Origin of the sequence: Pseudomonas sp. R76, assembly GCF_009834565.1 — a bacterium.
Lineage (GTDB): Bacteria > Pseudomonadota > Gammaproteobacteria > Pseudomonadales > Pseudomonadaceae > Aquipseudomonas.
Window position 1 is genome coordinate 5,838,588 of sequence record NZ_CP019428.1, and the last position, 14,448, is coordinate 5,853,035.

Sequence of the window (14,448 nt, forward strand, 5' to 3'; positions counted from 1 at the left end):
CATTGAACGCACAAGCCGAAGTTGACTACGGGTACATGTATCCGCCCATGCTACCAAATGAACAAAATATGAACGATTTACCTTATGCCATTCCGTGCGCGGAGGCCAAAAACCAGTACGGGGCAAAATTCTACCGTTGCACTTGGTACACGCTGCCTAGGAACATTACTCAGTGGAATGCACAGCAACAGCGCAACGTCACCTTCAGCAACCACATCAGTGGCAAATGTGTACGAGGTACTTGCCGAGCGTCCAATGGTTCAGGCATCTATGGCCTATACGGGCAAGACCTCAGCTTTAGTCTGTCCATTTACTATTACATCTATGAAAGTGAGGATGGTTATCCGATTGCCTATCGCATGGATGGTGGGCCAAATAAAAAGGGGAAAGAGGTTACATACGCTCAATCCCGGACGATACTTCAAGACTTCTTGCTTGATCACGGCATCAGCAATACGAGCGCAAAAGAAGCTATTGCTGCCTACTCGTTGGATGCGAATGCAACGAGTGATTCGTCAGTCGATGACGCGCCACAGGTCGAAAAGACACCTATGACAAAACCCACAAAAGCCATCGAAGTAAAAGAAGCCTGGTGCAATCCGCGTGCAGACGATGAATGCACTGTCAACGGTAAAGAAGTACCAAAGGCGGAGCTCAAGCAATACCTGCCAGCGGTTTACGAGCTGGAAGTACTAAATGTAGGCGGATACTGCGAACATCCGATTTGCTACGACAAAAACGACAAGCCGGTTGGGATTCGTTAGAAATAAAGGCACGGTTCAATTCCGTGCCTTTATTTTTTAATTATACCTGAAGCCGAGCGCCCTCCCTGTAAGCGGAGTCATCATAGGCCTTCGATGAGTTTGAGTGCATCACCGGCCATCAATGCTCCTTCAATAGGATTTCCCTCAAACACCATCATATAGTGGTATCGGTAGCCCGTTTCGTGAGCGAGTTGATTAGCCTGCGACTCCCAAATCTTTCCTAGTTTCAACTTGTCTTTTGAATTAGAATTATCGCGATCGTCCCCTTTAGTTTCAATCACGATAATATTTTTATTTGCAGTTAGCACAATAAAGTCAGGGTAATGATTAAGGAACCCATTGATTACAAATCCCTTGCCCCGCTCTAAATTACGGTGCCACCAATACACATTTTCCATTTCGGCAACACTGCGAATCACCTTGGCTTCGAGGGTATTAACACCGCCTTCAGTCACATACAAACTCTTGCTAATGGCCGGCGCGCTATCGCTGGGCGTAATAGTTGCAGGCAATGAAAAGCTCGGTTGCAACTTGACCTTCTGCATGGACAGCCAGTTGTTGAACTCTTTGGCTGCAAATTCATTGGCCAGCCCTTGAATTTTATCTTTGATAGTCTTGATATAGGCATAATCCCGTTCAAGACAATCGGTGCGTTGCTCCACACTCATCGCATGCACAATACGAGTAAGGTATTGCTTTATGTCATTGTCTTCAATTGGATAAAAGGTATTTTTGCCAATCAGACTGAACAACCTCGCCACAATGGATATGACTTGGCCCAATGGTGGCTGGTTCTTGATGATATGGTTAAGCTTTTCCTTTTCAGCCTTCTTTACCGCCTTGAAGGCTGGGGCGCTTTCACCATTGCCGATATCTTCTGCATCCACCGCGTAAACATCTGCATCAATAGCAGTGAAGCTCACTGTCGCATCCAAATTTGCCAGCACAAAATCGGACAGCAAATTTTCCTTCGCCAGCCTGTACCACTTGTCGCCGGTGTCAAAGAACCCACCTTCCGATGGTAACTTCAAGAAAAATTGCGGCAACATGATGGCCTGAGCCGATGCTTCAAATATCGGCTTCATCTTGTGTTCATTCATGTGGGCCTTTAACTCCTCAGGGCAACTATCGGTACCCACTTGGTTGGCCTGCGCCTCAAACTGCTGCGCTAGTGCCAAGGCTTGCGCCTTTATGCCTTCAACCCCATTTATGTTAGTGGTTTCAGCAATGACCGTAGTGAGTGCGCCTGTGTTGGCAACCTCGCTTCCTTCTGACAGTTCAGCCTGCTGAACGGCCTGAGCTTCCCATTTAGGATTGAGCTTGTTCGTATCCAGCACTATATCGGCTACGTCGTTTGCCCCGCCAGCAACCTGCTTTCCATGATCAGGCGTGGCGAATAAATCTTGTACCTGAAGCGTGTCTAGCTTACTTCCAGCCTGGGTATCGGGCAATGCCGACAAGTCTATCTCCCGGTAATCCCTCTTGGAAAACCCAGCCTTATTTAGCCCAGCCACAACTTGATTCAGCGTGCTCTGAAACTGATTCGAAGAGGTAAACACATAGCAAAGGTTGAGCAGTTCCGCGCTTTGCTTGCGCGTGTAGGGCATTCGTAGCACTCGGCCCAGAATTTGCGTCACATCCACCACGGAAGACTTGTTCGCCAACGTCGCAAGTACATAAGCAAACGGACAGTCCCAGCCCTCTTTTAATGCGTTAACCGTAATTATGTAACGCACTTGGCAGTCACGGCTCAACAAATCTACATTTTTTAGTTCGTTGACATTTGCCGTTTTGATCGCAATATGCTCGGCCGGAATATTCAGGTCAAGCAAGACCTGTTTAACTCTCTCGAAGGTCGCAGTATCGTCTTTGTTCTTGGGTTCCGCCTGAAATAATACAATGGGGCGAATGTAACCACCTCCTTGTGCTTCACCTTTCTTAGCGAACTCTTCCAACTGCCGGCGCATATTCAGCGCGGACATGATCACATCTTCCTGGCTACGCTGATTTGCCACAATTACGGGCAACTTCACCATGTTTTGCTTTTTCAGACGCAGTGCGTCCACAAAGCTGATGATGTTACTGTTGTCTCGAGGTGTGGCCGTTAAGTCAAAAATGAAACTGGGATTGAGGTTGCGCAGCATATCCACAGACAAACTACTCTCTGCGTTATGGCTTTCATCGACCACCACCAAGGGGTTGAGATTTCGCATGACATTGATCAGTGCCGAAGGATCAGTGCCCTCAAGGGGCTCCACAGCATCACCATCGTTATTGAGAAAAGAAGCCAAATATCCATTCTCTTGAAACGCCTTGCGATTTTCTTTGTTGGTAGCCTTGAGCGAATCAAACGACATCACCACGATGGACAACTGTTCACGCACGGTATCGGCGTTGAATCCTGCCCCCTGCAGCGCATCGGCCTTTTGGTAGATTTGCACACGGCCATTAAATAAATCGTTGAGCCTATGACGGTAAGGATGGTCAATGTCGGAGAGGTTCTTTACTGTCTGCTCAAGGATGGTGAGGGAAGGTACCAGCCACACCACAAACTTGGGCCGTGTGGGGTTGTATTCCGCAAATGCAGTGAAGATGCGATCCAGCGCATTTACCGCAATGAACGTCTTACCTCCAGCAGTGGGGACCTTCACACAGACATGTGGAACTTCTTGCACATTGTTTTTGTACTTCAGATTAAGCACGCCACGGTTTTGCCAATACGTGGTAAATGCTTTACTCAGATGGCCTTTGCAGTCTAGTAAAGTTTGCAGATAGTTGCTCAAGTCAGCGAGCACATCGGCCTGGTAGTCTTTAAGTTCCATAATTGTCCGCCGATGTTTTCAGAAACGAGTGATATCACGCGGGATGCGCTTGAACGTAATACCGTGTTTGTAGAGAAAGTCTTTGTCCAATGCGCATTTATCTGCGTAAATTACAAAGTGCTCAGGACGCTTGGGCAATGCTTTAATGTTGAGTGAAGCCAGAAAATCCAGATTGAGCGTGGTAACGCGGTCGGGTTCGTAATAGAACAACCATAATGCCGTGTCACTCGCTCCCAGCGCATATTGGCTTACAGGGTTGCCTTTGTCGCATTGCGCAGCAGGCGGAATGCTCTCTGTATACGCCACATAAGCACGGATCGGTGCCTCACCCACCTCTTCGTTGAGGTTCTTGTCTTCGTTGAACAGCACAGGGCCCACCGTGTAATAATCAAAACTACCGCCAGTGCCTGGCAACGCTTTGCTGCCCTCGCCATATCCATTTACAACGCGGCGAACCCGTTCCGCAGTGATAGTTTCGGCATAGTCCATCATTTCGCAAAGAATAAAACGGCGGTTGCCGCCGTCTTGGGCATTGAGTTTAAGGACGGCGTGGGCGGTGGTACCACTTCCTGCAAACGTATCCAATACAATTGCATCATCGTTATCACATAATTCAAGACAGTCTAGTATTAAGTCAACTGGTTTTGGAAACTCAAAGGCCGCACCTAATCCCAGCCGCCCTAATTCGGTCGTGCCTTGCTCACTAATGTATTTAGTGTCAAACCATATTGACTTTGCTTTAACACTTTCTTTTCGATATTTTTCAAAAACTCGCCAACCACCATCACGAGTTTGACGTGCGAACAGGTGCTCAGTAGAACCATTCACCGTATTCTTTTGGAACTTTTCCTTACCCCATCGCCAACAACTCTCAACACCTTCGCTATTAAAAGGTTCAATAGCAATAGAATTGCTGGACTCAAGCAATGAAGGGATATAGTTCCCATCATCGTCAACTATACCTGGCTGAACATATATTGGGTAGAAGAGGTTCGGACGATTGAAACGACCAAATTTCGGATTTCTATTCCTTAACTCACGGGAAGAATAAGATCCGAACTTATCTTTTTCAGGCAGATTCTTGCCTTCTGTCGAAAGTTCCCCAAGCTCCGCGAGTGAGCTTTTCCCAAAGCACAAAAGATACTCATGCGTTTTGGCAATCTGCTTGTAGGTTTGCCCGCGCTTATTTGATTGAACGATGATCTGCGCTAAAAAATTAGACTCACCAAAAACCTCATTCATCACCGCTCGAAAATGAGTAATTTCATTTTCATCTAAACTGACAAATATCACTCCACTTTTATCAAGCAACCGATGCAACAATTTCAGGCGCGGATACATCATGCAGAGCCATTTATCGTGACGACTTAAATCCTCGCCTTCCTTGCCTACTACTTGACCCAACCACTTTTTAATCTTAGGGTTGTTCACACTGTCGTTGTAAACCCATCCCTCATTGCCTGTGTTGTAGGGAGGGTCAATATAGATGCAGTTCACCTTGCCTTCAAACTCGGGCAATAGACTTTTCAGCGCTTCCAAATTGTCGCCATGAATAATACGATTGGCAGTCGAATTGGCTGGCGCGCCCTCGTTGGCCTTAAAGGTGTACTGTTTGTTCAGCAAGCGAAAGGGTACGTCGTGGTGATGGTTCACCACTTTGTCTTTTCCTACCCAGTGAAGTGTTGGCATTAGATATCAACTCTTGATCAATAATTTTGGGCTTTGACTCGCCGTAGTCTTTCAGCAACTTCCTCTATCTTGAGGTTATCGCTATGCAGCAGATGAGAGCAAAAAAGAAGCTTGCTTAAGTACCAGCAACGGCCTTGTCAGTGTTGTCTTCATCTGCACCACCAGCCCGCACCCATTCGTCCACCTCGGAGAGCTGAAACTTCCAGAGCCTACCTATGCGATGAGCCGGCATGCCGCGCCGCTCACGCCAGCGATAAACCGTGTCCTTGGCAACACCTAAGTGAAGGGAAACCTGCTCAGCAGTGACCCAGTTCTCAGTACTCATGGTAATCACGCTCTAGCTCAAGCTGTCATAGTCGTTTTAAGTCGGTTGAAGTCTATCAGCGCTAGATACGGTCTTGCAGCTAATACCAGAAAGATAATTTGCGCAGGACTGCATCCGGCCCCCAATGCAGCCGCAATCTGGCGACTATGTAATGACGCGGCCCATTCGTAGGCATCGAGCCCCCACTGGTTTAATCTGCAACCGCTGATCATCTTTGACCAGGTAGCGCATCGCATAGTGGATATGGGGACGGATATCTTGGTCGCTTCGAAGAATCATGCCTATACCCAGCCTGTCCTCCTCCTCGTCTTTGTACTTTTCCTTTTCGTGGTTACAGCTGTGGGAATAGCCCTGCCCCCAAGTAATGCGCTCCCACAACTCACCAATCTGCTGGGCCTTGTAGACGTCAGCCCATACCTCGTTGCCGTTGAAGAAGAAAGCCGCATGGATGTGGTAGCCGCGATCCTCCCCCTGCTCTACTGCGCAGATATAGCCAATAAGGTGGTCAAATATCGGGTTACGCTCACGCTCAGCAAGCAACCGGTCGAGATCATCGAATACTCGCTCGACTCGCAACCTGACCTGGGCCTGTTGGTAGTAATACAGGTTGACCCGAATGATCAGAGTCCGCGAGTAGCGAGCAAGCATCGCGTCTGAGTAGTCACAGACACGCACAGCATTGACCCTGGCTTGCTGACGTCGGTCTCCCTTCCGGCGGCGGTACCATTGCTTACCTGTTAGCTGACGGATACGCTCGACGAGTACGTTCATGCTGCGGTGATGGTCCAGGTAGGCTGTAGCGCTCTCGTTCAAGCACACGGGCCCGGTAGGACTCCGCTCCAGCCCAATGTCCTGACAGGCGTCCCAGAACGCTTGCAGATGTTCACTGTATTGGTATCCGCAGCGATCATCGAACAGGTCAATCATTTGCCGGATGTATTTGAAGTACCTGGACAGTTGGGTCGGCTCAATTCGCTCATTACCTGAACGCGTGCCAGGCAGCCAGAATGCTGGGGTGTCGAATCGCTCGATGGACTTAACGAGTCGCTCGATCTGGATGGCGATATCGGATTGGGGGAGGCTGGTGTAGGGGCTCCAGTTGCTCATGATTGTGTACCTGGTTAGTTGTTTTCATACCAGATACCGACTGTGCAATTTATAACTGGTGACCCTCCTCCTTGATAACCAGCGATGATTGGACTACAGGTAGATTATTCATAGGTCATTGATGACTATCTCATGGCTAGTAGATTGATAGTGAATGGCTACCTAGGAGGTATATAAATAGATGCAGCTCCGACTCAAGAGAACACTCCCGGTCAGACAGGGCACCGAGGATCAATATTGCCAAGCGCGGCGAGGAATGTGCCAAACTTTCCTTTGCGAGAGTTAGCTGAGAACTTATTACTACCAATCGGCATAAACACCATGACCAGCAGCACGCCGGTCATGGTGTTTATGCTAGATGGAATGACTTACTCACCTTGGTTTGCTTGGTCACTCGGTCGTCGCCAGATCACGTTCCTTGATCCTAGCCAGGATCCAATCGGTTACTTCGCTCTCCACCCAACCAACACAGCGATCACCTAATGATACCGGCTTCGGGAAGCTGCCATCCCCAATGTATTTGTAAATGGTTGACCGGGCCAGACCGGTCGAATCAATAACTTCTTTTAGGCGGATGATCTTCATGAACGGGGCTCCTCTGTTCGTTCAGAGGATTGGCAGGAGTGATAAAAAATAACCGCCTAGACGGCTGTCGCTTGTGACGGTGTGAGCAACCCCGCCTTCACTCTAAGCTCCGCAGGGCAAAGGGCTTCCGTAGTGATTTCTGTCGTTTCAACGTGCTCGCCCGCCTCTCTCAGCAGCCTGCCACCGGCGCCATCAATCAACATCCCCAAACTCGAATACCCCAGCCGCAGATCACTGGGTAGAAGTCTGAATTTCAGACTTGACCAGGCAAGCCCATCAATCTGTGAAAAGCGCACCTTGCACTCACGCGCAAACTGAATAGTCATCGCGCATAAAAAATCTATGACTTCAGCCTCGTCGAGCAAAGTCGCATTTTTAACATCCCTCATCGGTTTGCGAAAAAATGCGCTGATGCAGTCTCGGATATCCGGGGAAAAACCCGACTTGGCAACGCCTAGCTGCTCCCAGTGCTGTGTCAGAAGATCTGACACACATCCATTCAAAAAAAACTCAAGCTGCTCAATCACGTGCTTGGGTGCACGCCTAAAAAGGCGGAGAACCGAAGAAGGCGTGGGGAAAACAGAGGACGTGTGTTTAGCAGCGGGACTACGCCAGTGTTCAAGATCAAACCAAACGCCCTCCATATACCGTACAGAGTCAGCCCACTCGTCCAAGCACTCATGCACAACGAAGCCGATAATGTCCGTCCCCAAGGTGATTTGCCGATGGTTCAGGTTAAGGATATAACTGCTTTTGAGTTTTTCAGCAAAAATGGGGCTGGCGACTCCAGGCACGTGACGTCGAATAAATCCCATTTCAATGAGTTTCTTAATTCGCTGTTTAAGGCTTGTCTGCTCAAGACCGGTGAGTCGGCATAGTTCTACATTCCCGAACGAATTTACGACACCAAAACGGTCTGCATGAGCGAATAGCATTGCGAGAAGAAGCCGATTGGATCGACTGAGTAATGAAGTGCGATTCGGCACAGCCACCCTCCCATGCTCCACCTTTGCGGGCTTCGCCGGTACTGCATGAATCTCCACGTCAGGTCTTGTGGCGTAAATGTAAGGCCCCCTGATTAGCCGCTCGACCACACCCAAGTACGGCGCAGCAGTGAGGGGACGTGAGACGGCCCTCCCTAGCTGGAGTTTCATAGCCACGCCGTCATGTAGGCGGAAGGATTTTTTCGGCCGACCGACTCGTCCACCCGACTCAGCTGACGCAATCAACACCGAATCCTTCAAAAGCATGCTGAGCGCAACCGCACACTCTGTCGTAGGCACGCCAAGACAGCCAGCCAACTCATCACTGGTGAGAGGCCCTGTGTTCGTGAACTCGTAGCGCAGGTAAAACGCCGCTAGCGTGAACCGTGCCCTTGAATCAAGCGACCCTAATATCAGTGACAACAGTTCGATGAGCATATGCCATACCATAAATTATTTAGCTAAATATACCCTATTTTTCATACTATCAATAAAGTCTAATCAAACGCATAACGCTATGCATAACGTTACGCATAACGAATTGAATCGTAGAGTATCCTAAGCTATAACATCATCTCGGTTGATGACGTGGTGGTATGCGATGCGCCAGAGAACACTAGGCTTGGATTGGCTGGACAAAAACGATAGAGAACAACGGCGTTGGGCATTGAGCTACCTCAGAACGAAAGGGATGGCCAACAGCTCTATCGCTACGCATGAGTTCATGCTGGAGCGAGGTTCGGAGCTAGAGAGGTCAGCAGAGGGCCGTAAAGTTCTCGATTTGATGAAAAATGCCTGGCGTCAAAAGCGGGGCCGAGCTCCCACCAACGGAAGGCAACCCTGCACTTTCACTCTCCAGCTTTCGACCAAAAGAACGTTAGCCAGATTAGCCAAAGCCAACGATATGCCCGCCACTTCGCTTCTTGAGATTCTGATCGAAAACGCAGCGTCTGAAGAAAAAGACCAAAAAGGATGGATGAAGCTGCAAAAGACACGCGCTAATGATTTGAAGCGCGAACTAGAGGACTGGAAAACTCGGCAAGCCAAGACGGAGGTCCACCTAGAAAAATGCTTTACCCTTCTGACCGACTTGAACGGTGAGAGCTCAAACGATATTAGTGAGCTCATGATCGAGGCAAAGAGCCTAACGCCGATAGAATTGATCAAGGAGGAGATCAATCACGCCCTTGAAGTAATCCAATCATCCGCCGGTCGCAGACGTCGTAGGGACCTGATGCAGCATTCAACATCTGTCTCCATGCCTCCAATCAGGAAGACTGATTTAGTAAGATTTCACAAACGCCCATGTGATGCTGTGCTAACTGCAAATACATCCGTACCCCCTAGCCCATCAGATGATCAGCATGCGGCCGAAAAACCAAAATACGCGGTTCGAAAGCGCAAAAGGCTTTCAGAGCACACTCTGAATTCGCTGCGTAAAATGTGTGAGGCTCCTGAACAACATAAACTCGATAATCAGTATGATGATGACTGAGTGTCCGAGGTGCGAACGGGCCATACCTAACACGGGTATTCCAAATAGTATTCCAAGCGAAAAATAAAACTGTATATTTACTTTATTATCAATAACTTATTAATCCTGTTCAGATTACCCCGGCCCACCAATTCGAAGCATCGACAGAACCCGCCTAGTGCGGGTTTTGTTGTTTCTGGGGTTCTGGATGCTGCTGAGGGTTGTTGTAGGTTTACGCACGCTTCAGCAGCTTTTCAGCAGCTTTCAGCGTCAGTCTTAGTGGGTGCATACCGAGCTCAGGATTTCGACGCTATTAGGCAGAAAGCATCGGGGACCATGCGTCGAAATCCAGATAGGCCTATTCTTTTCTAAGCCCAACAGTCTAGCGCTAGGGTTCTCCTGCTGCGTATACACTCTCTACTCAGTCCGTTTCGGGTGACCAGATGAGAAAAACAATAGCTTTCTTGGCGTTGGCTGCACTCTCGCCAGACGCGATGGCGGCCGACCTGCGGTTAAGCGGTGAATACGGATGTGAAGATCTGTCGACGCAGCGATCACGGCTGGTGCTGGTGCAGAACATCATGTCCGACAACCCACACTATTTAGCGCAGCGGGAGGAGATGAAGGAGTCACTCATAAATCTGTCGACCTACATGTGCAGACCGCTTAATGGCACATTCAAGGTACTCAAGCGCACAGATGGATACGCTCAGGTCAAGACTGAGCATGGTCCTCTGTGGGTCTCAGAGTAGAGTCGCGTCTAAGAAGACATGGATAGCTGACACGCCGATGAGTCCGGCACCAAGCATTCGGCGGATGAGTTCTTTGTTTGTCAGAATGACTGCTCTATAGACCTTCGGAATTTTCCTTCAATACGTCGAGCCTTCGGTGAACTGGTCCCCCACCACTCACCCAGCTAACCTCCTCCAGTCGCTGCAAAATCAGCGACCGGGTTTAGCAGCTCGGGTAATATCAAGGCCTGCAACGCCTCCATCTGTTCAGCATCTGCTGAACTGCGTTATGGCGGCTGTACGTGGGGCACTTTCGGGTGCGCTGGGTTCCTTGATTCCCGGTCTGCTAACCCGCGTATAGTCGCCACCCTTTTCGTTTAGCAGCGATGTCTGGCGACTCCATTAATCAAGGAGTTTGAGCCATGAAAAAAATCACCCCTAATCCCCCAACAACCCTCTTCACCCTCGCCTCAGACATTCCCGCAGAAACCCTGCTGATCCAAGCCAGCGAAACCCTCGCCTCACTGAACGCCATGACCACCGACCTGGCCTTCGAGCTTGAAGGCTCGCACCGCCACAAGTTGCTCGCGGCACAGCAACTGATCGTACTCGGCGAGCTGTTAATCAACCGCGTATTGAACACGCAGCCCTTCCACAGCGAACCGCCTCAGCCTTAAGAAACGAAAAAGGGCGAGCCGCCTCACAACGCCTCGCCCCCTGGAATCCCCCCACACTTCCCATTACCCTGACGGCCTTTATCAGACAACCGGAAGTCAGATACCCGTGCTCAAGCCCCTCGCTGTCATCGCCCTCGCCTTCACGCCTTTGCTCGCCACCGCCGCCGACCTCGCGGGCGTCTGGCAGGGCACGCTGGGCAAGTCCGCCATCACCGCCTGTTTCAACGGCGCCGATGGCGAGCATGGCAGTTATTACTACCAACGCATTCTCATGCCTATCCAACTGACCCAAGCCAGCGACAACGCGCCGTGGGTAGAGACCGGTAACACCGGTTTCTGGAAGCTGGACAAACCTCAGGGCGATACGCTCTCAGGCGGCTGGAGCAAAACCAAGGGCGGTAAGCCGCTGCCGCTCAGCTTGCAACGCATCAGCACGGACGGCTGCGGCAGCGATGCCTACAACGCGCCCATGGAAGCCACGCCTCTTCCGGTCAAGACCGAGAAGAAAAGCTTCGAAAACCACGCGTATCTGCTCAAGACTCAAGGTGCCCAGGTCACGCTCAAGCTGGAAAGTGATAGCCCGGCGATTCAGAAGATCAACCGCCAACTCGCCGCCCTGGCCGTCAACGATGAGGATCAGGTTGACTACTTTCACGAACGCCGCGAATACCTCGGCCGAAACGGCTCAGCGAATACCAGCGAAATCGAGGTCGAACCGACGTACTGGTCGTCGCAATTTATAACCGTCAAGTTTTACCGCTGGACCGCTGGCACTGGCGCCAGGGGCATCAGTTGGGGCCTGCATTCCTGGGACCTGCACACCGGCGAAAGCGTTGACCCGTGGACATGGCTCGGCACAAATCAAGAATGGTATGACGCCTATTCCGGCCACTTGAAGCTGCCGGCAACGTTCAGCACGTGGCTGGCCAAGCAAACCACCACCGACGAGGGTTGCCCCGCCGTAACCAGCTACGACACCTTCGACCTGAGTTTCAACACCCAAGGCCTGCAACTCTCCACCCGCGCCACAGGCGACGGTTGCGACAACGACTTGTCCTTCACTTGGGCGCAATTGGAACCAGTACTGACCGAGCAAGGCAAAGCGGCGTTACCCAGCTTGAAACTGCCCTGAGCAGCGGGTTTGGCCGCCTTACAAAAACCCCACATTCGTTCACGAAATGTTAAGAAACGGATACATATACTGACCGATCAACATGGCCGCTCCCCCGAGCGGTCCCCTGCTCGGTAGCCAGAATCCATGACGCGCCCCGTTCCTCTGCTGCTCCTTCTCGTTGCTGTGTTGTTCTTCTTTGCCCTGGGCAGCCATGAGCTGCAAGGCTCCACCGAAGCCCGTGTCGCCGGGATCGCCATGGCCATGCACCTGGACAATGACTGGGTCATCCCCCGCCTGTTTCGCGAGCCCTTCCTGGAAAAACCGCCCCTGAGCCTGTGGCTGGACGCCGGTGCGATTCGCCTGTTTGGCGCAACCAGCGGGGCCGTGCGCCTGGCGTCGGCGTTTGCCGGGCTGTTCAGTGTGATGCTGTTTTACGCAATGCTGCGCAGGTTCGGGCGGCCGAAAAACATGGCGTTCTGCGCTGCGCTGATCCTGGCGACCATGGCCAGCTACTGGGGCAATGTGCGCGGCGTGGGTGAAGACTCACTGCTGAGCCTCGGCGTGACCACGGCGCTGTTGGCGTTCTACCAGGCCGTGCGGCCCGAGCGTGAAGGTTCCAGTGTGTGGGCCTGGGCGTTGTTTACGCTCGGGATGGTCATTGCGACCTTGAGCAAAGGTGTACTGGGCCTGGCGATGCCGGGGATTGTGATCTTTGTGTACCTGGCCAGCACCAGCATCATGGACAAACGCCTGCGCATCGGCGACTGGCTCAAGCCCGCGCTGTTCACCTTGCTGGCGCTGGTGCCGCTGCTGATCTGGCTGGGGTTCCTGTTCCAGCGCGGCGGCATGCAAGCCGTGGCCGAGGTGTTGTGGACCAACAGCGTCGGGCGTTTCAGCGGCTCGTTTGTGGAGGCAGGGCATTACGAACCGTTTTACTACTACATCGCCAAACTGCCCGAAGCCTTCCTGCCGTGGAACATCCTGGTGTACCTGGGCCTGTGGCACTTCCGTAAAAGCCTGGTACAAAACCGCTACCGCCTGTTTTTCAGCGTGTGGCTGGTGGCGCAGTTCACCCTGCTGACGCTGGCGTCGAGCAAGCGCGTGGTTTACCTGATGGCGCTGACACCCGCCGCTGCGGTGCTTGCTGCGGAGTACGCGGGAGTGGTGTTGGAGTGGCTCAAAGCGAACAAGCCGGCGCTGTACCGTTATCACCGTGGCGTGATCGGCGGGGTGTTCACGCTGCTGATCGTCAGCTACATGACCGCCGCCTTCTGGTTTGCCCCCAAGGCCGACAAACGTGAGTCTTTCGTACCGGTGATCAGCCAGGCCAAGGCCTTCCAAACCGAAGGCAAAGAGGTGGTGTTGTTCCAGCCCAACGAGCGCATCGCCGGGGCCAGCGTGTTTTATCTGCAGGCCTACTTGCCGATCCTGCAAACCGAAGCTGAGCTGCGCAGCTATCTTGCGGCCAAACCCGGTAACGTGGCGTTGCTGGATCGCACCGAGCAACTGAGCGAGAAGGTCACGGTCATCAAGGAAATGTCGATCAACCGCCAGCCTTACTTCTTCGTCGAGCAGTAAGGCCGGCGCAGGGCATCAATGCTTGGTGAGCTTGTCCAGGTAACCCATGGCAAACGCCGAGACCACGAAGGTCATGTGGATGATCACGTACCACATCAAATGCTGCGGATCGACGTTCTTGGCGTCCATGAAGATTCGCAGCAGGTGGATCGACGAAATCGCCACGATGGAGGCGGCCACTTTCATCTTCAGCGATGAAGAGTCCATGGTGCCCAGCCAGTTGAGCTTTTCCTTGTTCTCATCGATATCCAGCTGCGAGACGAAGTTCTCGTAGCCGGAAATCATCACCATCACCAGCAAGCCGCCCACCAGGGCCATGTCGATCAACGACAGCAGCAGCAGGATCACTTCCGACTCCAACATGGTGAAGATGTTAGGCAGGACGTGGATGATTTCCTGGAAGAACTTCAGCGCCAGAATCAGCAAGCCCAGGGAAAGCCCCAAGTAGATCGGCGCCAGCAGCCAGCGTGAGGCGTACATAGTATTTTCGATAAAGCGTTCCATTGGATCTCACACAGCTATGCTAAAAATGGCCGCGAGTATACCAGCCGCGTCCAAACACCTGTAACCGCGAGAAAACTGACCTGGGCGGCATCTGT

Annotated in this window: 12 protein-coding genes; 5 read left to right on the forward strand and 7 right to left on the reverse strand. The window is 51.6% G+C overall.

Annotation, left to right across the window (positions count from 1 at the left end; genetic code table 11):
* The first annotated feature begins 68 nt into the window (after positions 1-68).
* Positions 69-764 carry a hypothetical protein gene (locus tag PspR76_RS26405; RefSeq protein WP_237235699.1) on the forward strand — a complete coding sequence of 232 codons (696 nt, stop codon included), beginning with the start codon at positions 69-71 and terminating at the stop codon, positions 762-764.
* A gap of 80 nt (positions 765-844) precedes the next feature.
* Here the strand turns inward: PspR76_RS26405 and PspR76_RS26410 are convergent, their stop codons facing one another.
* From PspR76_RS26410 to PspR76_RS26435, 6 genes are all read right to left on the reverse strand, one after another.
* A complete protein-coding gene (locus tag PspR76_RS26410) occupies positions 845-3,586 on the reverse strand; it encodes a DEAD/DEAH box helicase (RefSeq protein WP_159959981.1) in 2,742 nt (913 codons plus the stop codon).
* A gap of 18 nt (positions 3,587-3,604) precedes the next feature.
* A complete protein-coding gene (locus tag PspR76_RS26415) occupies positions 3,605-5,275 on the reverse strand; it encodes a site-specific DNA-methyltransferase (protein ID WP_159959982.1) in 1,671 nt (556 codons plus the stop codon).
* A 115-nt stretch (positions 5,276-5,390) separates the two neighbouring features.
* A complete protein-coding gene (locus PspR76_RS26420; RefSeq protein WP_159959984.1) occupies positions 5,391-5,600 on the reverse strand; it encodes a helix-turn-helix domain-containing protein in 210 nt (69 codons plus the stop codon).
* A gap of 144 nt (positions 5,601-5,744) precedes the next feature.
* Positions 5,745-6,707 (reverse strand): YagK/YfjJ domain-containing protein, encoded by a 963-nt coding sequence (locus PspR76_RS26425; RefSeq protein WP_159959986.1) that lies wholly within the window; start codon positions 6,705-6,707, stop codon positions 5,745-5,747.
* Between the two features lie 390 nt (positions 6,708-7,097).
* Entirely contained in the window at positions 7,098-7,292 is a 195-nt protein-coding gene (locus tag PspR76_RS26430; RefSeq protein WP_159959988.1) for a helix-turn-helix transcriptional regulator, read from the reverse strand.
* A gap of 56 nt (positions 7,293-7,348) precedes the next feature.
* Positions 7,349-8,713 (reverse strand): hypothetical protein, encoded by a 1,365-nt coding sequence (locus tag PspR76_RS26435; protein WP_159959990.1) that lies wholly within the window; start codon positions 8,711-8,713, stop codon positions 7,349-7,351.
* A 163-nt stretch (positions 8,714-8,876) separates the two neighbouring features.
* Between PspR76_RS26435 and PspR76_RS26440 the strand changes: the two genes are divergently transcribed.
* The 4 genes from PspR76_RS26440 to PspR76_RS26455 all read left to right on the forward strand — a co-directional run bounded on the left by PspR76_RS26440 (position 8,877) and on the right by PspR76_RS26455 (position 13,849).
* Positions 8,877-9,770 (forward strand): hypothetical protein, encoded by an 894-nt coding sequence (locus tag PspR76_RS26440; protein ID WP_159959992.1) that lies wholly within the window; start codon positions 8,877-8,879, stop codon positions 9,768-9,770.
* A 1,132-nt stretch (positions 9,771-10,902) separates the two neighbouring features.
* Entirely contained in the window at positions 10,903-11,157 is a 255-nt protein-coding gene (locus PspR76_RS26445) for a DUF6124 family protein (RefSeq protein ID WP_159959994.1), read from the forward strand.
* A 106-nt stretch (positions 11,158-11,263) separates the two neighbouring features.
* Positions 11,264-12,289 carry a hypothetical protein gene (locus PspR76_RS26450; protein ID WP_159959996.1) on the forward strand — a complete coding sequence of 342 codons (1,026 nt, stop codon included), beginning with the start codon at positions 11,264-11,266 and terminating at the stop codon, positions 12,287-12,289.
* Between the two features lie 126 nt (positions 12,290-12,415).
* Positions 12,416-13,849, forward strand: a complete 1,434-nt coding sequence (locus PspR76_RS26455) for an ArnT family glycosyltransferase (RefSeq protein ID WP_159959998.1) — start codon at positions 12,416-12,418, stop codon at positions 13,847-13,849.
* A 15-nt stretch (positions 13,850-13,864) separates the two neighbouring features.
* Here the strand turns inward: PspR76_RS26455 and PspR76_RS26460 are convergent, their stop codons facing one another.
* A complete protein-coding gene (locus PspR76_RS26460; protein ID WP_017139291.1) occupies positions 13,865-14,353 on the reverse strand; it encodes a TIGR00645 family protein in 489 nt (162 codons plus the stop codon).
* Positions 14,354-14,448 lie beyond the last annotated feature (95 nt).

Excerpts from the sequence above, each read along its gene's own strand:
- PspR76_RS26405 (WP_237235699.1), top strand. The coding sequence starts at position 69 with ATGAACGATTTACCTTATGCCATTCCGTGCGCGGAGGCCAAAAACCAG.
- PspR76_RS26410 (WP_159959981.1), bottom strand. The coding sequence starts at position 3,586 with ATGGAACTTAAAGACTACCAGGCCGATGTGCTCGCTGACTTGAGCAAC.
- PspR76_RS26415 (WP_159959982.1), bottom strand. The coding sequence starts at position 5,275 with ATGCCAACACTTCACTGGGTAGGAAAAGACAAAGTGGTGAACCATCAC.
- PspR76_RS26420 (WP_159959984.1), bottom strand. The coding sequence starts at position 5,600 with ATGAGTACTGAGAACTGGGTCACTGCTGAGCAGGTTTCCCTTCACTTA.
- PspR76_RS26425 (WP_159959986.1), bottom strand. The coding sequence starts at position 6,707 with ATGAGCAACTGGAGCCCCTACACCAGCCTCCCCCAATCCGATATCGCC.
- PspR76_RS26430 (WP_159959988.1), bottom strand. The coding sequence starts at position 7,292 with ATGAAGATCATCCGCCTAAAAGAAGTTATTGATTCGACCGGTCTGGCC.
- PspR76_RS26435 (WP_159959990.1), bottom strand. The coding sequence starts at position 8,713 with ATGCTCATCGAACTGTTGTCACTGATATTAGGGTCGCTTGATTCAAGG.
- PspR76_RS26440 (WP_159959992.1), top strand. The coding sequence starts at position 8,877 with ATGCGCCAGAGAACACTAGGCTTGGATTGGCTGGACAAAAACGATAGA.
- PspR76_RS26445 (WP_159959994.1), top strand. The coding sequence starts at position 10,903 with ATGAAAAAAATCACCCCTAATCCCCCAACAACCCTCTTCACCCTCGCC.
- PspR76_RS26455 (WP_159959998.1), top strand. The coding sequence starts at position 12,416 with ATGACGCGCCCCGTTCCTCTGCTGCTCCTTCTCGTTGCTGTGTTGTTC.
- PspR76_RS26460 (WP_017139291.1), bottom strand. The coding sequence starts at position 14,353 with ATGGAACGCTTTATCGAAAATACTATGTACGCCTCACGCTGGCTGCTG.